Origin of the sequence: Prosthecobacter sp. (assembly GCF_044226605.1) — a bacterium.
In the GTDB taxonomy this organism is placed as follows: domain Bacteria; phylum Verrucomicrobiota; class Verrucomicrobiia; order Verrucomicrobiales; family Verrucomicrobiaceae; genus Prosthecobacter.
Genome location: NZ_JBGAGS010000010.1, coordinates 1 through 20,885, shown reverse-complemented (window position 1 = coordinate 20,885; position 20,885 = coordinate 1). Strand labels below are relative to the sequence as shown.

The following is a 20,885-nucleotide window of genomic DNA, read 5'->3' as shown; positions in this document are numbered from 1 at the left end:
CTATGAAGCAACTGCTCACCGGCCTCCTGGTCTTCTCACTCCTCGGCTCCGCGTTTTCAGCGGACAAGAAAAACATCGTCATGATCGCGGGGAAGCCCTCCCACGGCCCGGCGCAGCATGAGCACAATGCGGGCATCCAGTTGCTGAAAAAATGCCTGGAGCAGAACACGGCGGACGCGGTGGACATCAAGTTTCACCTGAACGGCGAGTGGCCCTCCCAGGAGGAGCTTTCCAAGGCGGACAGCGTCGTCATCTACTCGGACGGCGGCGGCGGGCACCCGGCCCTGCAAGGCGATCGCCTGGCGCAACTTGACAAGGAAATGAAGCGCGGCTGCGGCTTCCTGACGCTGCACTACGCAGTGGAGCCAACGATTGAAAAAGGCGGCAAGGAATTCATCGACTGGATGGGCGGCTGCTTTGAGATCAACTGGAGCGTGAACCCGCACTGGGACGCCAATTTCAAGGAACTGCCCGTGCACCCCATCAGCACCGGTGTGAAGCCCTTTGGCACCAATGACGAATGGTATTTCTACATGCGCTTCCGTCCGAACATGCAGGGAGTGACTCCCATCCTGAGTGATGTGGCTCCCGATTCCACCATGAGCCGCCCGGATGGCGCACACAGTGGAAATCCGACCGTGCGTGAGTCCGTGAAAAACAAGGAGAAGCAGCACGTCGCCTGGGCCTGTGAGCGCGCCGATGGCGGCCGCGGCTTTGGCTTCACCGGCGGCCATTATCATCAAGGCTGGGCCAACAACGATCAGCGCAAGCTGGTGCTGAACGCCATCCTCTGGACCGCGAAGGCGCAGATCCCTGATGGCGGCGTGGCCTCCGCCGTGACGGAGGAAGACATGAAGGCGAATCTGGATCCGAAGCCCGGCCAGGGCCTGCCAGAGAAGCCCAAGCCTGCCCCCAAGGCGAAGTAACTTTTAGCCTCCAGATTCCATGAAACGCCGTCATTTTCTCCAGCAAAGCACGGCGGGTCTGCTGGCCGCCAGTCTGGCCTCCGGGCAGTCAGCCTCTGCGCTGATTGCCTCGGTGGAAACGATCACGCTCAAGCGAGGCCGCGATGGCAGCGGGCCGTCGTGGTTTCATCCTAGGCCCTGCGTGGTGCCGGCAAAAGATGGCCCCGTGGTGCTGATGACGATGCAGGAGATTCGCGGCTCGGATTACTTCATGCCGGTGCACTGGATGGAGTCGCGTGATCTTGGCAAGACGTGGTCGGAGCCGCAGCCCATTCCGGCACTGGGCCGTGAACCCACGAGCGATGGACGTGGCGAGGAAGGCGTGTGCGACGTCGTGCCGCAATACCACGCCAAAAGCGGCACGGTGCTGGCGATGGGGCACAATGTCTTCTACCGCGGTCCCAAGTTTGACCGTAACCAACCGCCGCGCTGCCCGGTGTATGCGGTCTATAAAAACGGCCAGTGGTCCGAGAGGAGACGCCTGGTCTGGGATGACCCGCGCGGTGCGACCATCTATACGAACAACTGTGGCCAGCGCGAGGTGCTGGAAGACGGCAGCATTGCCTTCGTGATGTCCTTTGGTGCGCAGCAGACGGGCCGCTCGGCCGCGGGTGTGCGCTGCTCGTTTGATGGAGAGACGCTGGCCATTCAAAAGGTGGGCCGTGAAATGAAACACGCGAAAGGGCGCGGGTTGCTGGAGCCTTCGCTGGTGCGGTATCGCGGGAAATTTTATGCAACGCTGCGTGCTGAGGACAATCGCGGCTACGTGGCGGCGAGTGATGACGGCCTCGACTTTGAAGAGAAGCAGCCCTGGTGCTGGGATGACGGCACGCCGCTGGAAATGAGCACCACGCAGCAGCACTGGCTTCCGCACAGCGAGGCGCTGCACCTCGTCTATACGCGCAAGGATGCCAGCAACGTGAACGTCATTCGCTGGCGTTCGCCTCTGTTCATGGCGCAGGTGGATTTGAAGACACTGCGGCTCATCCGGGAGACGGAGCGCGTGGTGCTTCCTTTGGAAGGAGACGGCATCAAGGCACCTGATGAGGTGCCGCTGATGGGCAATTTTCAGACCACGAACATCTCGCCGGATGAATCCTGGGTGACGGATGGCGGCATGCTGCCGAAGCACGGCTTCAAAGGCGATCTGCTGCTGGGAAAAATCCGCTGGAGCCGGCCGAACACTCTGGTCTGACTCAGGCGGAGTAGCCGCCGGAGATGTAGGCGTTCAGCTGCTCAATCGTCATGCGCTGCGTGGCGATGGTCCACTTCACGAGATCGCCAATGGATACAATGCCGAGCAGTGTCTCGCCATCCACCACGGGCAGATGGCGGATGCGGTGCTCGGTGATGATCTCGAGACAACCTGAAACGGATTGATCGGGACCCACGCTCACCACATCACGCACCATGATGTCGCTGACGGGGGTGGCTTTCGAAGATTTGCCCTTGATTGCCACTTTGCTCATGTAGTCGCGCTCGGAGATGATGCCGACCAGCTTGGTGCCTTCCACCACAGGAAGGGCGCCGATGTTTTTCTCCGACATCATCTGGATGGCCTGGAAAACGGTGGCTGAGGGAGTGATGGTCCAGATGTCCCGGCCCTTGTGCTCCAGCAGGGTTTTGGCGGCGGTAGGAATGTCCATGGTTTGGATGTTATTAGTCATTTTCTGAAATTGGATTCTGATAATCAAGCTTCGTTTTCCCGCCCCGTCCGGCCGGGGGAAAAGCGGGAATCGGTGCAGCTTGGTGCTTGAGAATGACCTTCCGTGCCGTTTGATGCGGTGCCATGAGCACCCAACCCACGCCTCTCTCCCGCCGACGCTTCGTCGGTGCCGCCGGCCTCGTCGCCGGCAGCATGATCACCCGCCCGCTGTTTGGACAAAACGCCCCCAGCAACAAGCTCAACGTCGCCCTGATCGGCGTATGGGGCCGCGGTCTGGCGCACTACGACTCCATCTCGGAGGAAAACGTGGTGGCGCTTTGCGACATCAACGAGGCACGCTTCCCGGATGCGCTGAAGCGCTTCCCGAATGCCACGACTTACATCGACTGGCGCAAGTGCCTGGACCACAAGGGGCTGGACGCCGTGGTCGTCTGCACGCCGGACCATACGCATGCGTTCATCGCCAACTGGGCGCTGAAGCGGAACCTGCACTGCTACTGTGAGAAGCCGCTGGCCATCACGGTGAATGAAGCGCGCACCGTTCGTGCGACCTGGGAAACCAAGAAGACCAAACTGGCCACCCAAGTGGGCATGCAGCGGCATGCGAACCCGAATTTCAACCGTGTGCGCGAACTGATCCGCGACGGCGCCATCGGTGAGCTGAAGGCCGCCTATGCCTGGGGAAACCGCCAGATTCCGAAGCCCGGCTACTTCCCCGAAGAAGGTCAGCCGCCTGCCGGATTCCACTACGACCTGTGGCTTGGCCCTTCGCCTTTCCACCCCTACAATCCGGCCTACTTCTCCGGCGGAGCCGGTGCAAACTGCCTCTCCTGGAACATGTTCTGGGACTTCGGTGCGGGACAGATCGGCGACATGGGCAGCCACACGATGGACCTGCTGTGGAATGCCGTGGACGGCGGCCTGCCGACCTCAGCCGAAGCCAAGGGCGATGCCTACAACTCCGACGTGACGCCGGTGAAATGCGAGTCCCACTTTGAACTGCCGGCGAATGACTGGCGCGGACCCATCTCCGTGGCCTGGTATCAGGGCGGCGCGATGCCAAGCTCGCCGAAACCACAGATCGACCTGACCAAGATCGGGCACGGGGCCATGTTCAAGGGAACGAAGGGCTTCCTCATCGCGGACTTCGACTCACGTCTCATCCTCCCTTACGGGAATGATGCGGACATGAGCTACTACAAGCCACGCAAGAAGGAAGACATGCTGCCGGACATCGGCCACTTCCAGAAGCAGTGGTTTGATGCCTGCCGTGACCCCAGCAAGCCCACTGCCTGCAACTTTGGCTACAGCGCGGACATGATCGAGATGATGCTCCTCGGCTTGGTGGCCTATCGCACGGGCAAGAAGATCCAGTACGATGGCAAGACGGGCACCAGCCCTGACACACCGGAAGCGAACGCCTTCATGAAGAAGGAATATCGCGACGGCTGGAATATCGACGGCTGATTTGCGCAGGACAGCGCATTTAAGCGCATTGACGGGAGAGAACGGTCAAAGCGACACGTTTTCTCCCGTCTTCTATGCCGACTCTCAACCCACTGTGCGCATGGTTTTGTCTCACTCTCAGCCTTGGTGCGGCGGAGCGGGAACTGTTTGTGGACGGGCACATCATCGAGAAGATGGAAGGTGCGGCTTTGAAACTGCACAAGCCGGAGGCGCATGATGTGGCGATTGTTTGTGATGAGGCGTGGGAGGGAAACACTTCAGGTTACTTCACGCTGTTTCAGGATGGTGATCTTTTCCGCTGCTACTACCGCGGGTCGCATCATGGTGAGGAAGGCGGAAGGCCCAGCCAGCCGGGAGTGACCTGCTATGCGGAGAGCCGCGATGGCATCACGTGGGTGAAGCCGAAGCTGGGGCTGGTGGAGTACAATGGGTCCAAGGAAAACAACATCATTCTCAAGGGAGAAGGTTGCTCCAACTTTGCGCCGTTCAAGGATGTCAATCCGAACTGCCCACCTGAAGCGCGCTATAAGGCACTGGCGAGCACTGGAGATGAAAAGACGCGCAAGCTGAAGCCGAGCCTGCAGGCTTATCAGTCGGCCGACGGGCTGCACTGGACGCGCATGCGGGAGGAGCCGGTGATTACAGCTGGGTCGTTTGATTCGCAGAACACAGCTTTCTATGATGCGGAGCGTGGGGAGTACCGGGCTTATTGGCGCTACTTTACCGGGGGGTATACGGATGAGCGGGGATGGAAACCGAAGGGGGTGCGGGCGATCCGGACGGCGACTTCCAAGGATTTTCTGCACTGGGAGAATCAGAAGGATCTGGCCTATGGGAAGGACGCGCCGGAGGTGCAGCTGTATACGAATGCGGTGCGGCCGTATGCGCGGGCACCGCAGCTAATCTTCGGATTTCCAACGCGGTACCAGCCGAAGCATTCGCAGGTGGAGCCGGTGTTTATGAGCAGCCGGGACGGGGTGAACTTCAAGCGCTGGGAGGAGCCTCTCATACCCATTACGGCACCGAAGGACCGGGACTGGAATCGGAGCAACTATATGACGTGTGGGGTGCTGCAACTGCCTGGAAGGGAGCGGGAGCTGTCGGTCTATGCGAGCGAGGCGTACTACCAGGGGCCGGGAAGTCGCATTCGCCGATTCACGTTTCGAGTGGACGGTTGTGTGTCGGTTTCGGCAAAAGATGGGGTGGTGGTGACGAAGCCTTTGACTTTTGATGGAAGCAAGCTGGTGCTGAATTTGATCAGCCGGGGAGAGACGCGGGTGGAGGTGTTGGATGCGGAGGGGAAGGTGATTCCGGGATTCTCGGCGGGTGATTGCAAACCTATCCAGGGGGACCACATCGACCATGAGGTGGTGTGGAAGGGGGGGAGCCTGGCCGGGAAGAAGGTGAGGCTGCGGTTTGAACTGAAGGATGCTGATCTCTTTGCGCTGCAATTTGTACCATGAAACTGATCTTTGCTTTTTTGCTGATGCCACTGCTCTGCTATGCCGAACAGGCGCAGCCTTGGGTGGAGAAGATTCACCGCATCACCTTTGAGGAGTATGATGCGACGCTGAAGTACTGGGCGGAGAAGCATCCGGGGGTGTTCACGTTTGAGAAGCGCGGGGAGTCGCATGAGGGGCAGCCGGTGTATCTGGTGAAGATCACGGATGCGAAGGTGCCGGATGAGGACAAGCAGGTGGCGCTGGTGTCCGCGCTGCATGGAGGGCCGGAGAGATCGGGGACGACGACAACGCTGAAGCTGATCGAGTGGCTGCTGGGGGATTCGGAGCTGGCGAAGGAAACAAGGCAAAAGCAGGTGGTGCTGGTGGTGCCGATAGCGAATCCGTATGCGTTTTTCACGACGGACCGTTTTAACAACAAGGAGAAGATCGATCTGTATGATTCGCAGATTGGCTACTGGGATCTGCCGAAGCTGAAGCTGGCGGTGCCGAAGCGCACGCCGGAGCTGAACGCGTTCCTTGGTATCGTGGATGAGTTTCAGCCGGATGTGCATCTTGATCTGCATGGGACGGGTTTGCAGGCGTTTCCGGACGACAAGATGGGCGATCGAACGATGCTGAAAGGGCAGACGATGTTTGAGGTTTCGGCGTGCTCGTACTCCAACTGCGGAGTGAGGCCGTGGGACCCGCGGGTGACGGAGGCGATGGTGAAGGCAGGGCAGGACGCTGGGTATGGATCTGACCGGGCGGAGGCGGATGCACAGCGGTGTTTTTACAATCCGGACCATGATGTGTTTCGCAGCCGGCTGTGGAATGCGCCGAGGCCGCAGCGGTTTCGAACCATGTTCTATGGCTACATGAAATATCATACCATGATTTCGACGACGGAGATCGGTTGGGAGGAAAGCGGGGTGGCGCGGGTGTCGGGCATTCTGGCGCTGGGGAACAAGCCGTGGGTGAGCGAGAAGTTTTCGGGGTATCCGGTGACACGGGTGCGTGCGAGGGCGGGACGATTTGTGACGGCGTATGGTGAGACGGCCACGCAGCGACGGCAGAGCCGCGCGGAGCTGTGGGGTCGGCAGCCGACCTTTGCGGATGGCATGATGTATCCGGAATATGACGGGCGGGCGACGTATGTGTGCGCGGTGACGCCGAAAGGGCTGGCGGCACTGGACAATGATCCGGGGAAGTTTGTGGCGAATCTGCGGGGGCTGCCCGGTGTGAATGCGGATGCGATTGAAGCCTTTGTGAAAAAGGGGCCGGAGTATGAGTTTACGTCTGATCCGCGTGAGGCGACGAAGGGTGAGCCGATTCAAAAGGGCATCGGGTTTCGGCTGCGGATCCCCTACAAGGCGCCGACGCTGCTGGATGTGGCGGTGAACGGGCACACGCTGAAGGAGAGTGCAGCGGATGGGTATCAGGCGTGGTTTGCCGATGGGTACACGCAGGTGCAGATCAATCTGCCGCCGGAGAAAACCAAGGCGGCGGACCTTTTTGTGGTGACCTGCGCCTACAACGGGAATGAGAAGCGCAGCTATGGGTGGGAGCCGCCTGCGGCGGTGATGGAGAAGCTGAAGAAACCTTGAGGTGTTTTTTTCATGAGCGCCGCCAAACGATACCGTCCGTGCATTCTGGCAACGTGCTGTGTGCCGTGGAGTGAGAGGTTCGAGTTTGAGGAAGAGATTTTTCGGCGGTCGGTGCGGCATCAGATCGCATGTGGCATTCGGGATCTTTATGTCTTTGGGACTGCGGGGGAGGGGTATGCTGTGACGGAGTCGCAGTTTGATGTGGTGACGCGGGTCTTTCTGGATGAGACGAAGGCGGATGGGGTTCAGGGGATGGTGGGTCTGATCAATCAGTCGCTGCCGACGGTGATCGAGAGGATCGAGCGGGCGAGGGCGATGGGGGCAACGAGGTTTCAAATCAGTCTGCCGAGCTGGGGCGTTTTGAATGATGTGGAGATGCAGACTTTTTTCCGTGAGACCTGCGGGCGATTTCCTGAGGCGGAGTTTCTGCACTACAACCTGATGCGCACGGGGCGCATCATCACGGGGCAGGAGTATGGGAGGCTGGCGGCGGAGTTTCCCAATCTGGTGGCGACGAAGAACAGCACGGCGGATGAGGCGAGGCTGAGGAGTCTGTTTGCGGATGCGCCGCAGCTTCAGCATTTCATCACGGAGGCGGGCTTTGCGAAGGCGGCGCTGATGAGTGAGTGCGGCTTTTTGATCTCGTTTACCTCAACGAATTTTGCACGGGCGAGGGAGTATTTTCAGGCGGGGCGGGAGCGGGATGAGGCGAAGATTGCGAGCATCGTGGCTGACTTTGAAGGACTCATCGCGGCGTTTAAAGAGGCGGTGGGGAGCAGTGCGCACATGGATGGTGCGTATGACAAACTGTTCTGCCGCATTCATGATCCGGCGTTTCCGCTGCGGCTGCTGCCGCCGTATGAGAGCGTGAGCGAGGCACGGTTTGACCGCTATCGTGAGCTGCTGCAACAACATCAACCGCACTGGCTGCCATGAAGAGTCTCTGCCTAACCACTGGACTGCCGTTTATGGAAGCTGCGCCGGGCGCGGAGCCGGTGATCGATGAACTGGAGGTGCGTGTGCTGCGCGGACTGGCGGCAGGTGCGGCGTGGCCGGAAGAGGAGGCGGAGCGTGTGGAGGTGATTTTTGCCGCGCAGCCGCCGCCGAATCTCGTGGCGTTTAAAAATTTGAAGTGGCTGCAGATTGAGTCGGCGGGGTATTCGCATTTGTTTCCGCATCGGCTGGGTGAGCGAGGTGTGACGGTGACGAATGCGCGGGGGATTTTTGACTGCCCGATCGCAGAATGGAACTTGGCCATGATGATCAATCTGGTGCGGGATCTGCGCACGCTGATCCGGCATCAGGATGCGGCGATCTGGGAGCGGTCGGCGCAGTTTACGGGTGAGATTCGTGGGAAGACGGTGGGCATCTGGGGGTATGGAGGAATCGGCCGTGAGACGGCGCGACTGGCGAAGGCTTTTGGCATGACGGTGCATGCGCTGACTCGCTCGGGAGTGAAGTCGCGGGCGGATTCCACCTGCATTGCGGGAACGGGTGATCCGGATGGCTCGCTGCCTGACCGCTATTTTACCGAGCAGGAGAAGATGGAGTTTTTGAGCGGGATTGATTTTCTTGTGCTGGCGATGCCGCTGACGACGAAGACGGACGGCATCGTGGGCGAGGTGGAACTGCGAACGCTGAGGAAGGGGGCTTTTGTGCTGAATCCTGCGCGGGGGCCGCTGATTCAGCAGGAGGCGCTGCTGGCGGTGCTGCGTGACGGGCATCTCGGCGGCGCGGCGCTGGACACGCACTACCACTATCCGCTGCCGGCTGAGCATCCGCTGTGGCGGTTTCCGCAGGTGATTCTGACGCCGCACATTTCGGGGACTTCGTTTTCGCCGCATTACAGCCGGGATCTGCTGAACATTTTTCGCCAGAACGCACGCCGCTATGCGGCGGGTGAGGCGCTGCTGAACATCATTCCACCTGACGACCTCCAATGAAAATCACCGCCGTTCGCACCCTGCTGACCACCGCGCCGCAGCGGGACATTTTCATGAAGTCGCGTGTGAGGCGCTCGGCGGCGCTGATCCTCATCGAGACGGATACGGAGTTGACGGGGTTGGGGGAAACATACGCGGGGTACTTTGTGCCGGAGATGGTGCCGGAGATCGTGAAGTTTTATGAGCCGATCCTGGTGGGGCAGTCGCCGCTGGAGGTGGATGTGCTGAGCCGGAGGATGTTCACGGCGGGGAAGTTTTGGGCACGGGTTGGGCTGGGCTCCATCGTGCTGAGCGGCATTGAGGCTGCGCTTTTGGATCTGAAGGGGAAGGCGCTGGGGGTGCCGGTGTATGAACTGCTGGGCGGTCGCTGCCACGAGACGCTGCCGTGTTATGCGACGGGCGGGACGAGTCCGCATGATCGCGGGGAACTGGAGGGCAAGGTGGAGCAATACTTAAGCCTGGGATTTCATGCGGTGAAGCTGGGCGCGGGATTGTACCGGCCGGGGCATCCGATCCTGGCCTCGCGGACGGCGCAGGAGGCGAGCGATGTTGAGGTTAGCAAGGTGGAGTTTTTGCGTGAGCGCTTTGGCGACACGTTTCAGCTCAATCTGGATGCGCACATGGATTTCTTGGGTGAGGCGGATCACATCTGGAATCTGCCCACGGCGCAGTTTGTGCTGCAGGCGCTGGAGAGCTACCCCATCGGGTTTTTTGAAGAGGCGCTGCCTTATACGGACATGCGGGCGTATGGTGAGCTGAGGCGCTCGACGACGATTCCGGTGGCGGGTGGTGAAACGCTGACGAGTCTGGAGGAGTGGCGCGACTGGCTGGAGCACAAGCCCTTTGCGCTGGCGCAGCTGGATGCGGCGTTCATGGGAGGGATGATGAACTTTATCAAGATCGCACGGCTGTGCGAGCTGCAGGGAGTGTCCATCGCGACGCATGCGTGGTCGGCGACACCGGGTGTGGCGGCGAATCTGCATGCGGCGTTTGCGAGCCGGAACACGGCGGTGTGCGAGATGGCGGCGTATAATCCGACGCGGCCGGAGCTGAACACGCACATCGTGGCGCCGCTGCTGACGGATTTGTGGATTGAGCCGCCGGTGATTGAGAACGGGCGTGTGCGGCTGGCGGATACGCCGGGGCTGGGAGTGCGGCTGCCGGAGGGGTTTCTTGAACGGTATCCGTTTGAGCCGGGGAGCGGGGAGTTTAGCTCGGTGACGGGGAAGGTGTTGAGGCCGTGAGGGGGAGGGGAGTGGCAGCTGGTTAGAAGGACAGAAAGGACGGAAGGGACAGAAAGGACGCGGTGTTTTGGGGGAGGTGGGTGCTTTTGAGGAGGGTGGGTGAGCGGAAGCAGGCTGGCCTGCGGAAAGCGGTAGCTGCGCTCGTTCCTCGCTGCGCGACCGCACTCCAAATCGGAATGAGGCTTCTTGGATCAATCGAGGTGGGTGGGCTTCGGAGGAAGGTTTCCAGAGCGGCAATGGAGTGCCGCAGTCCCGGCGGGATCAATCGCGGCGGGCGGGTTTGACGATGATGAGGAGGAGGCCGCAGAGGAGGACGCCGAGGGCGGAGGACATGAGGATGTAGCTCAGGTCCACGTGACGCTCTTTAAGCCAGCCGCCGAGATAGGCGGCGATGCCGCCGACGATGCAGGAGCAGAGATTGAGGAAACCGTAAGCGGTGGCGCGATGGCGGGCCTCGATGACCTGACAGAGGATGGGCATCATGTTTGAGTCTGAGCAGCCGCGGGCGAAGCCGAAGGCGATCAAACAAACGGAGACGATCGAGAGGGTGTCTGTGTTGGCGCTGAGGAAGACGAAGGGCGAACAGAGGGTGAGGGCGATCATGGGGACGAAGACGCGTCCGCGAAGATTGACACGACTCCAGCGGTCCGCCCAGGCGCCGCCTACGACGACACCGGCCAGGCATGCAGTCTGCATGTAAACGGAGAAGGTGAAGCCGGCCTTGGTCTGAGTGAGGTCAAAATGCTCGCGGAGGTAGCTGGGCATCCAGGAGACGAAGGCCCAGCCAGCGAAGCCGAGCAGGCTCCAGTGGAGGGCGAGGAGCCAGAGACGGGCATTGCCAGCGAGAGTGGCGACGATTTGGAGCGGAGGCTCGGTGGTGAGGCCGTCGGCGGATTTTTCGGTGCGCTGACGCGGCGCGTCCCGCAGCAAGGCGAAGAGAATGAGCGCATAAGCGACGCCGAAGGAGCCGAAGACTTTAAAGCCGGAAGACCAGCCGTGATGGTCCGCCATCCAGCCGCCCATGCCGCCGAGCGCCATGCCTGCGTAGATGCCGGTCATGTGAAGGCCGGTGGCGAGCGAGCGTGTGCTGCCGCGATGGTAGTCCATGATGAGGGCAAGGGCGGCGGGGATGTAGCAGGCTTCGCTGATGCCCATGAGCACACGTGTGGCGGCAAGCTGCCAATAGGTCTGCACATAGGCCGTGGCCCAGGTGACCGCCGACCAGACGATGAGGCTGATGAGAATGACGCGGCTGCGGCTGAAACGGTCCGCGCACCACCCGCCCACAGGGCTGAGCAAACCATACACGAAGAGGAAAACCATGGTGAGGGCACCAAAATGATCATCGCCCATGGGGATGGCGGCCTTGATGGAGTCGCGCATGGTGGTGAGCATGACGCGGTCGAGGTAGTTCAGGCAGCCGACGACCCAGAGGAGAGCGACCACCAGCCAGGCCCCCTGATACGGACGCGAATCTTCGGGAAGGGAAGGGGGGCTTGCGTCAGAGGGCATGGGCTGTGACAACGGCCAAGGAGTTTCGGCTCTTCCTGTATTTATGCTGGTCTGGTGACATGACCAAGAAAGCGCGGGGAGTTGCTGACGTTCACAGCGGGAACTTATGAGGCGCTTTTTTCGAATCTTCGTTCTTCTGGCAGCTTTCAGCGGGCTGATGAGCGTGCGTGCTGCTGATGCTAGGCTGCAGGTGGCGGCGCTGGAGTTTGGTATCACACCGACGACGGGAGGCTTTACATCGAGCAAGGTGGGGGCGCTGGTGCAGAAGGTGGAGGGGCCGCTGAAGACGACGGTGACTTTGTTTCAAGCAGGGGAGTCGCGGGTGTGCCTCATCGCGACGCACATGAATTCGCCGAAGGGGGCGAATGTGAGTCCGCTGATCCGGCGCACGGCGGCGGAGGCGCTGAAGCTGCCGATGGAGCGGGTGCTGCTGATGGTGTCGCACAATCACACGGATCTCAATTTGGTGAGCAATCACATCGAGGCGTATTCGACGATTGCGATGCATCCGCACGATGTACCTCCGGCGAAGCTGGTGCCTGCGGGGGAGGAATTTATCAAGCAACTGGCGGCGACGGCGAAGCAACTGCCTGCGCTGCTGCAGGCGGTGACGGTTTCGTGGGCGGAGGGCACGGAGGGGCGAATCAGCTACAACCGCAAGGGGCGGCGTGCGGATGGGAGCAGCTATTTGATCCGTGAGGAGGATCGCGATCTGCTGGGCGTGGATTTCAATGGGGACATGGACCGGCAGGCGCCGATCGTGGTGCTGAAGAATGTGAAGGGAGAGGTGGTGACGGCGATCACGCATTTCACCGCGCATCCGTGCACGTGTTTTCATCCGGAGAAGCCGATCATCTTTGGCGACTGGCCGCAGGTGGCGTGCGAGCATGTGGCGGCGCATCTTTCTCCGAAGAAGCCGATTGCGGTGAGCTTTCTGCAAGGCTGCGCAGGGGATGTGAACTCGAAGGGGATGTTTCGTGGGGATGTGGAGCTTTCGAAAAAGTATGGGCGCATGCTGGCGGACAGCTACATCGCGGCGCTGGGCGGGCTGAAGGTGTCGAAGCGGGATGGGATGGACTTTGCGGTGGAGAAGGTGGGCATACCGCTGGCGCCGCTGCCGAGCGAGGAGGTGCTGAAGAGGGAGATTGCGGAGATGGAGGATTTTATCCGGCGTGCGAATGCGGGGGATGAGAATACGCTGGCGTGCATCGGGCATAATTTCCCGAGGGAGCTGACACCGGCGTATCGCGGCAAATTGATCGAGATGATTTTGCCGTGGAGCCAGTGGGCGCTGGAGCGGCGGAAGAAGGGCGAGGCGGAGAGTGTTGCGAAATTTCTTGAGGTGGAGATTCAGGTGCTGAGGCTGGGGGATGTGGGATTTGTATGCATGCCGTTTGAACCGTTTCAGGGGATTGGGCGGCAGATCCGTGCGGGATCGCCGCTGCCGATTTCGATTCCGTGTGGCTACACGAATCTCTCGTATGGGTACCTGACGGATGGTGCGAATACGAATCCGGGTGATGGGGAGTATATGAGCGCGCACTATCGCTACAGCAAATTTCGTGCGCCTTATGCGAAGCCTGCGGGAGATGTGATCGCGGTGAAGGGGCTGGAAACATTGAACCGTTTTGCCAAGGAGAATTGAGATTGATTAATACCATGAGCATTCCCACGGAACCTTTTCATGAGATCGGCGCGGAGGCGCAGATCGATGCGAATGTGGTACTCGGGTATCGCTATCCGGGAGACTCGCAGCCGACGCGCATCGGGGATCATGCGATCATTCGGAGCGGGAGCATTATTTATGCGAACACGACGATCGGGCACCGCTTTCAATGCGGGCATCAGGTGCTGATTCGTGGGGAGATCACGATCGGGAATCGGTGCGTGGTGCATCACAAATGCACGCTGGAGGGACGGCTGATAATTGGCAACGGGGTGAAGATCATGGCGCATGTGTATGTGCCGAGCCGCACGACGATTGGAGACATGGTTTTCATTGGACCCGGCACGACGTTTCTGAATGCGAAGTATCCGATGCGGCAGGATGGGGTGCAGGGGGCGACGATTGAGGATGGGGTCACGATTGGTGGTGGGGTGACGATTTGTCCGGGAGTGAGGATTGGGCGCGGGGCTTTTATTGGTGCGGGGACGCTGGTGAACAAGGACGTGCCGCCGGACACGCTGGCATATGGCGTGCCGGTGAAGTTTCAGCCGATGCCGGAGGTGCTGGCGGGTGGGAATCTGCCGGAGCAACTGCTGCCGCAGACGGATTTGTTTGGGGCGCAGAGGGACGATACGTGGAGGGAGGAAACGCTTTAAATTTTATGAAACGCTTCAACTTGATGCTGATGATTTGTGCATGCGCGACAGTGTCTGCTGCTGCGGAATTTTTTGATGAGACGCAGGCGGTGAGCTTGTTTGCTTTTGATAACGTTTCGATTCCGTATTCGCAGAATCTTCGGCTGGAGATGAGGCAGCCGGAGAAGCATGCGGGGAATCCGGTGCTGCCGCGTGGTGCGCCGGGGACGCCGGATGCGCTGGGAGTGCAGTTTTATGGATCGATACTGAAGGAGAATGGGAAGTATCGGCTGTGGTATGTGGCGTTTGATGATGACAAGGAGAACAAGGTGGCCTCGGCGCGGTGGCGTGCGGCGTATGCGGAGAGCACGGATGGTGTGAACTGGACGAAGCCAAATCTGGGGCTGGTGGACTACAAGGGGAACAAGAACAACAACCTGCTGGCGATGGGTGGCGGGCCGTGGGGATTTGTGAATGTGAAGGTGCTGAAGGATGAAGCGGACGCGGATCCGGCGCGGCGGTACAAGATGACCTCGCATGTGTATTTTCGAGGGCAACGAAGGCTGGGGACTCTGCTGCCGTTTGTGAGTGCGGATGGGCTGACTTGGAAACCTGTGGTGGATGTGAAGTCAGTGAAGGCGGAGCTGAAGAAGGAGGATGTGCTGCTGCCTGCGATTCATTTTGAGCCAAGCGGCGGGCTGTATCAGTGGGACGGGATGTTTTATGCGTGCGGACAGAATGCACTGAATGCGACGCGGCCGTATCAGGGACGGGTGACGCGGATGTATCGCTCGGCGGATTTTGTGCACTGGATGCCGACGCAGAATGTGGGATTTGTGCGCGAGCCGCAGCATGAGGTGCTAGGGGCGGGGCGCAGCCTGGAGGGGGAGCAGACACACGAGGGGATCAGTGTGTGGAACCGGCGCAATGTGCTGCTGGGCGTAGTGGGCCTGTGGCATGGCGCGAAGGAGTGGCCGGACATCACGATCGATCTGGGCTTTGTGGTGAGCAATGATGGGCTGAATTTTCGTGAACCAGCGCATGAGTGGACTTTCATCAAACGTGGTGAGGATGGCGCGTGGGATCAGGGCGGTGTGATTCAGGGGCAGGGCTTTGAGAACATCGGTGACGAGACGTTTGTTTATTATGGCTCGTGGGATCCGAGGCACTGGAAGGAAGCGCCGCCGCGTGGTGGGGTGGGCATCGCGAAGCTGCCGAGAGATCGGTTTGGCGAGCTGGTGGTGGAGACGGCGGGAAAGGGGCCGGGGGATTATCAACTGCCGGAGATCACGAGCGAGTTCACGACGGCTGCGATTCTGGTGAAGGGAGCGCAGGAGTTTTTTGTGAATGCGGATGGGCTGGGGGCGGATGCGGCGTTGAAGATTGAGCTGCTGAGTGCGAACGAGACGCCGCTGGCGGGATATGTCGGCACGGTGAAGCAGAGCGGGTTTCAGACACCGGTGGTGTGGGAGAAGGGGGGCGCGGATTTGCCTGAACGGATTCGGGTGCGCGTGACGTTTGAGGGGAAGCGCAACACGGAGATCCGGTTTAGCGCGTTGTATTTGAAACCCGCCAAGTGATGAACTTATGAATCGACGTCATTTTCTTACTGCCACTGTCGCGGGCAGCGCGGTGGCTGCTGTAGCAGCGCCACCCAGTGGGATTATCGATTGTCAGAGCCATCTTTTCTTTCCGGAGGTGATCGAGATGATGCGGAAGCGGAAGACGGAGCCGCTGGTGTATGATGAGAAGGGAATGGCGATTCTGAAGATGGGGGACTGGCTGCGGAAGGTGCCGCCGTTTTACCTGGATGTGGATGCGAAGCTGGCGACGATGGACAAGAACGGGATCGAGATCACGATGCTGAGCACGAATGATCCGGGGCCGGAGTGGTTTGGCGCGGACGGGCCGGCGGTGGCGCAGCTGATTCATGATTCGCTGGCGGGGGTGATCGCGAAGCATCCGACGCGGTTTCGCGGGTTGTGTGTGCTGCCGCTGCAGAATGAGAAGGCGGCGAGCGAGGAGCTGGACCGGTGTGTGAAGAAGCTGGGATTTAAGGGTGTGCTGCTGTACACGAATCTAGCGGGGGCGTGGTGTGATGAGCCGCAGTTTCACTGGCTGTATGCGCGTGCGGAAGAGCTGGGGGTGCCGATCCTGCTGCATCCGGCGAAGCCGATGACGACGGAGGTGGTGAAGGGGTATGAGCTGACGAGCACGCTGGGGAACATGTTTGAAAATACCATTGCGATCGCGCGGATCATTGCGAGCGGGTTGCTGGATAAACATCCGAGGCTGAAGCTGGTGTGTCCGCATCTCGGTGGCACGCTGCCGTACATCAGCGGGCGGATGGATCATCAGCTCACGGTGTTGAAGCGCGGGCCGCAGAATTTGCAGCGCAAGCCGAGTGAGTATTTGAAGAGCATCTATATGGACATTGTGTCGCCGCTGCCGGAGGCGATGCGGTTTGCGCTGGATTTCAGCGGGGCGGACAAGCTGCTGTTTTCGAGTGATCATCCGTGGGTGGAGCCGAGCGCCATTCTGGAGCCGCTGCGGTCGCTAAAACTGCCGGCGGCGGATGAGCAGAAGATTTTATCCGGGAATGCGCGTGAGTTTTTTGGGCTGGTGTGAGAGAGGTGAGCGGCTGCATGGATGAATGAAATTGCGACTTATGGAATCGAACCTCTGCTTTGGATAACACAACTCAATCACCGTTTTCATGAGACTACTGCCCGCCTTTTTTGTGATGGTACTTTGTCCTGCGGCATTTGCGCAGAAGGTCGCAACTCCGCCGCCGACGAAGCCGCCGCTGGAGGCGGTGGATGTGACGAAGCTGCCGGAGGGCACGACGGAGCTGGATTTGTTTCTGCTCATGGGGCAGTCAAACATGAAGGGGCGGGGTGTGATGCCGGAGGAGCCGAAGCGTGATCCCCGCATCGTGATGATGCATCTGGGTGATGATCAGTGGTATCTGGCGCGGCACCCGCTGCATCTCACGGGAGACGCGAAGACTTTCAAAGGGTATGACAACGCGGGAGTGGGGCCTGGGCTGGCGTTTGCGGAGACGCTTGAGACAGCGAACCCGAAGGCGGCCATCGGGCTTATTCCGTGTGCGGTGGGAGGGTCGTCGATTCAACGATGGCTGAAGGGTGCGAAGCTGTACGATGAGAGCGTGCGCCGGGCCAAGGTGGCGCTGCAAAGCACCGCGGATGTCAAAGGACGCATTCGAGGGGTGATCTGGCTGCAGGGCGAGGCGAACGCGAGGCCGGACGGACTTCCGGTGCATGCGGAGAGGCTGCGTGCGATGATTGAATCTTTGCGCAGTGATCTCGCGGTGCCGGATCTGCCTTTCATCGCCTGTACGATCGGCGAGATGGCGGACGAAGAGAGGCTGGCTGACATCCAGGCGATGAATGCCATCCTGCTGGATCTGCCGAAACAGGTGCCGCATACGGCGTGTGTGGATGCCCGCGATTTGAAGACGCATATCGGCGACAAGGTTCACTTTGACACGGCCGCGCAATATGAAATCGGCAGACGCTTTGCGGCGAAGTTCACCGAACTGAGCAAACCATGAAGCCGGACATGATCGAGAGCGTGACTGGTATCGTCGGCATGGGGCTGATGGGCAGTGCCTTGATGAAGATGACCGGTGCGGAGCGTGGGTGGGATGTGGATGGGGCGCGCTGTGTGAATGCGGTGACGGCTGGGGATGTGTTTGAGAATTGTGTGGTGGTTTTTCTTTGTCTGCCGAATTCAGATATTGTGCGGGAGGTGTTGAGGGGCGCGGATTTGAAGGCGGGGCGGATTGTCATTGATACGACGACGGGAGATCCGAGTGAGATGGCGGCGCTGGGGGCGGAACTGAAGGAGCGAGGCGTGGAGTATCTGGATGCGACGGTGTCGGGGAGCAGTGCGCAGTTGATGAAGCGGGAGGTGCTAGTGATGGTGGGTGGAGATGGGAAAGTGTTTGAGCGATGCCGCGGCCTGCTGGAGAGGTTTGCGCGAGAGGTGGTGCATGTGGGGCCGTGTGGGAGCGGGGCGAAGATGAAGCTGGTGACGAATCTGGTGCTGGGGCTGAATCGTGCGGCGCTGGCGGAGGGGATTGTGTTTGCGCAGCAGATGGAGCTGGATCTGGCGCAGACGCTTGATGTGATGCGGAGAAGCATGGCGTACTCGCGGATCATGGATACGAAGGGTGAGAAGATGATCACGGGAGATTTTGAGCCGCAGGCGAAGCTTTCGCAGCATCTGAAGGATGTGAGGCTGATGCTGGCGGCGAGTGAGTTGCCGCTGCCGCTGAGTGAGACGCATCGGGCGTTGCTGGAAAAGGCGGAGGCGCTGGGATATGGAGAGGCGGACAACAGCGCGGTGATTCAAGCGATTTTAAAACCATGAGTGCTGCGCAACGATATCTTGTTTTAGTGACGGTGTTTCTGGGGCTCGTCTTTGATGGCGTGGAGCTGGGGCTGATGCCGGTGGCTTCGCTGTCGGTGTCGAAGAGTTTGCTGGGGGCGAGTTTTACAGCGGAGCTGGGGGGCGAATGGTTTGCGAGATTTACGGCGGCGCTGATGCTGGGCGCGGCGATCGGTGGTGTGGCGCTGGGAGCGCTGGGGGATCGGGTGGGGAGGACGCGGGCGATGGGAGTGTGCGTTTTGTTTTACTCGGTCTTTGCGGCGATGGGTGCGTATGCGCAGACGCAGGAGCAGATGCTGGTGCTGAGATTTATGGTGGGGCTGGGAGTGGGCGGGCTGTGGCCGAATGGGATCGCGCTGGTTTCGGAATGCTGGTCGAGTGCGTCGCGGCCGCTGGTGTCGGGCGCGATGATGGCAGGGCTGAATGTGGGCATCCTGGCGCTGTCTCAGGTGGCGCGGCAGTGGCACATCACGCCGGAGTCGTGGCGGTGGGTGTTTCAGTTTGCGGGGATTCCTGCGGTGCTGGGAGTGTTTGTGCTGATCGCTTTGCCGGAGTCGCCGAAGTGGCTGGCTTCGCGTGGGGCGGCGAAGGGACCGGTGACGCCGCTGCGGGAACTGTTTCAACCGGGGCTGATTCGATTCACGGTGGTGGGGATTTTGCTGAGTTCGATCCCGATGATCGGTGCGTGGTCGGCGAGCAAGTGGATGATTCCGTGGGCGGACAAGATCGCGGGGGCGGCGCATGGGGACTACAAGGCGGCGACGCAGGGGTGGTGGGCGCTGGGGGCGACGCTGGGAAGTCTGCTGGGAGGGCAGTGTGCGATCTGGCTGGGGCGGCGGCTGAGCTATTGTGTGATCAGCGCGGCGACGGTGAGCATTACGTATGCAATGTTTCAACTGACGGCGCCGCTGCAGGCGGGGTTTCATGCGATCGTGTGCGCGCAGGGGTTTGTGGCGACGCTGTTTTTTGGCTGGCTGGCGCTGTATCTGCCGGAGCTGTTTCCGACGCGGGTGCGGGCGACGGGAAGCGGGCTGGCTTACAATTCGGGGCGCTTTGGTACGGCGGTGGGAGTGCTGGCGGCGGGATATCTTTTCTCGGCGCTGGGCGGGGATTATGCGCGGGTGGGAGCGATTTGTGCGTCGATCTATGCACTGGGGATGGTGGTGATCTGGTGGGCGCCGGACACGAAGGCGGAAGACCTTACGTGAGGGCATGGCGCAGTGATTGCTGGGGTGCGCGAAAGAAAGCGGGCTGAGCGCGATTACTTGAGAGCGGTCTGTCAACTCAACGCTGATCCCTCATGCTCAAGATCCTTGCCCCGGCTGAATCGCGCAGCGCTTTCTGCGATGGTGTTTCGCGTCGTAATTTTATCAAGATCGGAGGACTGGGGTCGGTGGGGCTTTCGCTGCCGAAGCTGCTGGCGCTGGAAGACCAGGCGGGCATCCGCAACTCGCACAAGGCGGTGATTTTGATCTATCTGGTGGGCGGGCCGCCGCATCAGGACATGTTTGATTTGAAGCCGGATGCGCCGCGCGAGATCGCCGGGCCGCACAAGCCGATCGGTACGAATGTGGACGGCATTCAAATCTGCGAGCTCTTTCCGCGGATGGCGAAGATGATGGACAAGTTTACCGTGATCCGCTCGCTGGTGGGTGCGCAGGCGGGGCATGATGCCATCCAATGTTACACAGGATTTCCTAATCGGACCGGGACTGTGCCGCCCGGAGGATGGCCGCAATTTGGCAGTGTGGTGGGAAAGCTGCAGGGGGCGCATGATCTGGCGGTGCCACCGTTTGTGAGCATGTGCTACGAATGTACGCACGGCCCCTACAACGAGCCGGGGCCGGGATTGCTCGGCTCTGCGAGCGCAGCCTTCCAGCACACGGGGCCAAGTCGTGGCGACCTGACGCTGCAAGGCATCACGTATGACCGGCTTTCGGATCGCACGAAACTGCTGAGGAGTTTTGACAACTTCCGGCGCGATGTGGACTCCAGCGGAAAGATGGAAGCCATGGACACTTTTACGCAGCAGGCCATGGGAGTGCTGACATCATCAAAGCTGGCGGACGCGCTCGATCTTTCCAAAGAGGACCCGCGCATCTGTGAACGCTATGGCTCGGGTGACACGGTGAAGCGCATTGATGAAAACGGCGCACCGCGGGTGCCGCAAAGCTTTCTCGCCGCACGCCGGCTCGTGGAGGCCGGGGCGCGAGTGGTGACCGTGAACTACAGCAAGTGGGACTGGCACGGTGGCGCGAACAACGACATTTTTTCCCGCGAGCGCGAGGACTTCCCCATCTTTGACAAGGGCATCACGGCGCTGGTGGA

The 20,885-nt window shown here is 60.4% G+C and carries 18 protein-coding genes; 16 read left to right on the top strand and 2 right to left on the bottom strand.

The window, feature by feature from the left end; translation table 11 throughout:
* Window positions 1-2 precede the first annotated feature (2 nt).
* Together ACILSO_RS14980 and ACILSO_RS14975 are read left to right on the top strand one after the other, a co-directional pair.
* Window positions 3-926, top strand: a complete 924-nt coding sequence (locus ACILSO_RS14980) for a ThuA domain-containing protein (protein WP_395738238.1) — start codon at window positions 3-5, stop codon at window positions 924-926.
* A 19-nt stretch (window positions 927-945) separates the two neighbouring features.
* A complete protein-coding gene (locus tag ACILSO_RS14975; protein ID WP_395738237.1) occupies window positions 946-2,160 on the top strand; it encodes a sialidase family protein in 1,215 nt (404 codons plus the stop codon).
* 1 nt (window position 2,161) lies between these two features.
* Here the strand turns inward: ACILSO_RS14975 and ACILSO_RS14970 are convergent, their stop codons facing one another.
* The gene (locus ACILSO_RS14970) at window positions 2,162-2,611 is read right to left on the bottom strand and encodes a CBS domain-containing protein (RefSeq protein ID WP_395738236.1); all 450 of its coding nucleotides are present in this window, start codon (window positions 2,609-2,611) and stop codon (window positions 2,162-2,164) included.
* A 143-nt stretch (window positions 2,612-2,754) separates the two neighbouring features.
* On the opposite strand from ACILSO_RS14970, the gene ACILSO_RS14965 reads away from it, so the two are divergent.
* The 6 genes from ACILSO_RS14965 (at window position 2,755) to ACILSO_RS14940 (ending at window position 10,331) form a co-directional block, all read left to right on the top strand.
* Window positions 2,755-4,098, top strand: a complete 1,344-nt coding sequence (locus ACILSO_RS14965) for a Gfo/Idh/MocA family oxidoreductase (protein ID WP_395738235.1) — start codon at window positions 2,755-2,757, stop codon at window positions 4,096-4,098.
* 74 nt (window positions 4,099-4,172) lie between these two features.
* Complete coding sequence (locus tag ACILSO_RS14960; protein ID WP_395738234.1) at window positions 4,173-5,561, top strand: hypothetical protein; 1,389 nt, start codon at window positions 4,173-4,175, stop codon at window positions 5,559-5,561.
* Window positions 5,558-7,144, top strand: coding sequence for a M14 family zinc carboxypeptidase (locus ACILSO_RS14955; RefSeq protein ID WP_395738233.1), 1,587 nt, complete (start codon window positions 5,558-5,560; stop codon window positions 7,142-7,144). The genes ACILSO_RS14960 and ACILSO_RS14955 overlap by 4 nt, the downstream gene beginning before the upstream one ends.
* Before the next feature lie 12 nt (window positions 7,145-7,156).
* Window positions 7,157-8,080, top strand: coding sequence for a dihydrodipicolinate synthase family protein (locus ACILSO_RS14950; protein ID WP_395738232.1), 924 nt, complete (start codon window positions 7,157-7,159; stop codon window positions 8,078-8,080).
* Window positions 8,077-9,087 carry a D-2-hydroxyacid dehydrogenase gene (locus ACILSO_RS14945; RefSeq protein WP_395738231.1) on the top strand — a complete coding sequence of 337 codons (1,011 nt, stop codon included), beginning with the start codon at window positions 8,077-8,079 and terminating at the stop codon, window positions 9,085-9,087. The genes ACILSO_RS14950 and ACILSO_RS14945 overlap by 4 nt, the downstream gene beginning before the upstream one ends.
* On the top strand, window positions 9,084-10,331 hold the full coding sequence (locus tag ACILSO_RS14940; RefSeq protein WP_395738230.1) for a mandelate racemase/muconate lactonizing enzyme family protein: 1,248 nt from the start codon (window positions 9,084-9,086) through the stop codon (window positions 10,329-10,331). Before ACILSO_RS14945 ends, ACILSO_RS14940 begins: the two co-directional genes overlap by 4 nt.
* A 261-nt stretch (window positions 10,332-10,592) precedes the next feature.
* Here ACILSO_RS14940 and ACILSO_RS14935 read toward each other — a convergent pair whose 3' ends face one another.
* Entirely contained in the window at window positions 10,593-11,843 is a 1,251-nt protein-coding gene (locus ACILSO_RS14935) for an MFS transporter (RefSeq protein WP_395738229.1), read from the bottom strand.
* A 106-nt stretch (window positions 11,844-11,949) separates the two neighbouring features.
* Between ACILSO_RS14935 and ACILSO_RS14930 the strand changes: the two genes are divergently transcribed.
* From ACILSO_RS14930 to ACILSO_RS14895, 8 genes are all read left to right on the top strand, one after another.
* Window positions 11,950-13,488: a hypothetical protein gene (locus ACILSO_RS14930; RefSeq protein WP_395738228.1), complete on the top strand. Its 1,539-nt coding sequence runs from the start codon at window positions 11,950-11,952 to the stop codon at window positions 13,486-13,488.
* Between the two features lie 14 nt (window positions 13,489-13,502).
* Window positions 13,503-14,165, top strand: coding sequence for an acyltransferase (locus tag ACILSO_RS14925; protein WP_395738227.1), 663 nt, complete (start codon window positions 13,503-13,505; stop codon window positions 14,163-14,165).
* Between the two features lie 5 nt (window positions 14,166-14,170).
* Window positions 14,171-15,724: a hypothetical protein gene (locus ACILSO_RS14920; protein ID WP_395738226.1), complete on the top strand. Its 1,554-nt coding sequence runs from the start codon at window positions 14,171-14,173 to the stop codon at window positions 15,722-15,724.
* 7 nt (window positions 15,725-15,731) lie between these two features.
* Window positions 15,732-16,772: an amidohydrolase family protein gene (locus ACILSO_RS14915; protein ID WP_395738225.1), complete on the top strand. Its 1,041-nt coding sequence runs from the start codon at window positions 15,732-15,734 to the stop codon at window positions 16,770-16,772.
* 88 nt (window positions 16,773-16,860) lie between these two features.
* Window positions 16,861-17,718: a sialate O-acetylesterase gene (locus ACILSO_RS14910; RefSeq protein WP_395738224.1), complete on the top strand. Its 858-nt coding sequence runs from the start codon at window positions 16,861-16,863 to the stop codon at window positions 17,716-17,718.
* Window positions 17,715-18,539 (top strand): NAD(P)-dependent oxidoreductase, encoded by an 825-nt coding sequence (locus ACILSO_RS14905; protein ID WP_395738223.1) that lies wholly within the window; start codon window positions 17,715-17,717, stop codon window positions 18,537-18,539. Before ACILSO_RS14910 ends, ACILSO_RS14905 begins: the two co-directional genes overlap by 4 nt.
* A complete protein-coding gene (locus tag ACILSO_RS14900) occupies window positions 18,536-19,765 on the top strand; it encodes an MFS transporter (RefSeq protein ID WP_395738222.1) in 1,230 nt (409 codons plus the stop codon). Before ACILSO_RS14905 ends, ACILSO_RS14900 begins: the two co-directional genes overlap by 4 nt.
* Window positions 19,766-19,857: 92 nt before the next feature.
* Window positions 19,858-20,885 (top strand): DUF1501 domain-containing protein (locus ACILSO_RS14895; protein WP_395738221.1); only part of this gene is annotated, 1,028 nt, incomplete at its 3' end.

Coding starts and splice junctions, on each gene's coding strand:
- ACILSO_RS14920 (WP_395738226.1), top strand. CDS start 14,171: ATGAAACGCTTCAACTTGATGCTGATGATTTGTGCATGCGCGACAGTG.
- ACILSO_RS14910 (WP_395738224.1), top strand. CDS start 16,861: ATGAGACTACTGCCCGCCTTTTTTGTGATGGTACTTTGTCCTGCGGCA.
- ACILSO_RS14915 (WP_395738225.1), top strand. CDS start 15,732: ATGAATCGACGTCATTTTCTTACTGCCACTGTCGCGGGCAGCGCGGTG.
- ACILSO_RS14900 (WP_395738222.1), top strand. CDS start 18,536: ATGAGTGCTGCGCAACGATATCTTGTTTTAGTGACGGTGTTTCTGGGG.
- ACILSO_RS14905 (WP_395738223.1), top strand. CDS start 17,715: ATGAAGCCGGACATGATCGAGAGCGTGACTGGTATCGTCGGCATGGGG.
- ACILSO_RS14960 (WP_395738234.1), top strand. CDS start 4,173: ATGCCGACTCTCAACCCACTGTGCGCATGGTTTTGTCTCACTCTCAGC.
- ACILSO_RS14970 (WP_395738236.1), bottom strand. CDS start 2,611: ATGGACATTCCTACCGCCGCCAAAACCCTGCTGGAGCACAAGGGCCGG.
- ACILSO_RS14955 (WP_395738233.1), top strand. CDS start 5,558: ATGAAACTGATCTTTGCTTTTTTGCTGATGCCACTGCTCTGCTATGCC.
- ACILSO_RS14950 (WP_395738232.1), top strand. CDS start 7,157: ATGAGCGCCGCCAAACGATACCGTCCGTGCATTCTGGCAACGTGCTGT.
- ACILSO_RS14925 (WP_395738227.1), top strand. CDS start 13,503: ATGAGCATTCCCACGGAACCTTTTCATGAGATCGGCGCGGAGGCGCAG.
- ACILSO_RS14945 (WP_395738231.1), top strand. CDS start 8,077: ATGAAGAGTCTCTGCCTAACCACTGGACTGCCGTTTATGGAAGCTGCG.
- ACILSO_RS14965 (WP_395738235.1), top strand. CDS start 2,755: ATGAGCACCCAACCCACGCCTCTCTCCCGCCGACGCTTCGTCGGTGCC.
- ACILSO_RS14980 (WP_395738238.1), top strand. CDS start 3: ATGAAGCAACTGCTCACCGGCCTCCTGGTCTTCTCACTCCTCGGCTCC.
- ACILSO_RS14940 (WP_395738230.1), top strand. CDS start 9,084: ATGAAAATCACCGCCGTTCGCACCCTGCTGACCACCGCGCCGCAGCGG.
- ACILSO_RS14930 (WP_395738228.1), top strand. CDS start 11,950: ATGAGGCGCTTTTTTCGAATCTTCGTTCTTCTGGCAGCTTTCAGCGGG.
- ACILSO_RS14975 (WP_395738237.1), top strand. CDS start 946: ATGAAACGCCGTCATTTTCTCCAGCAAAGCACGGCGGGTCTGCTGGCC.
- ACILSO_RS14935 (WP_395738229.1), bottom strand. CDS start 11,843: ATGCCCTCTGACGCAAGCCCCCCTTCCCTTCCCGAAGATTCGCGTCCG.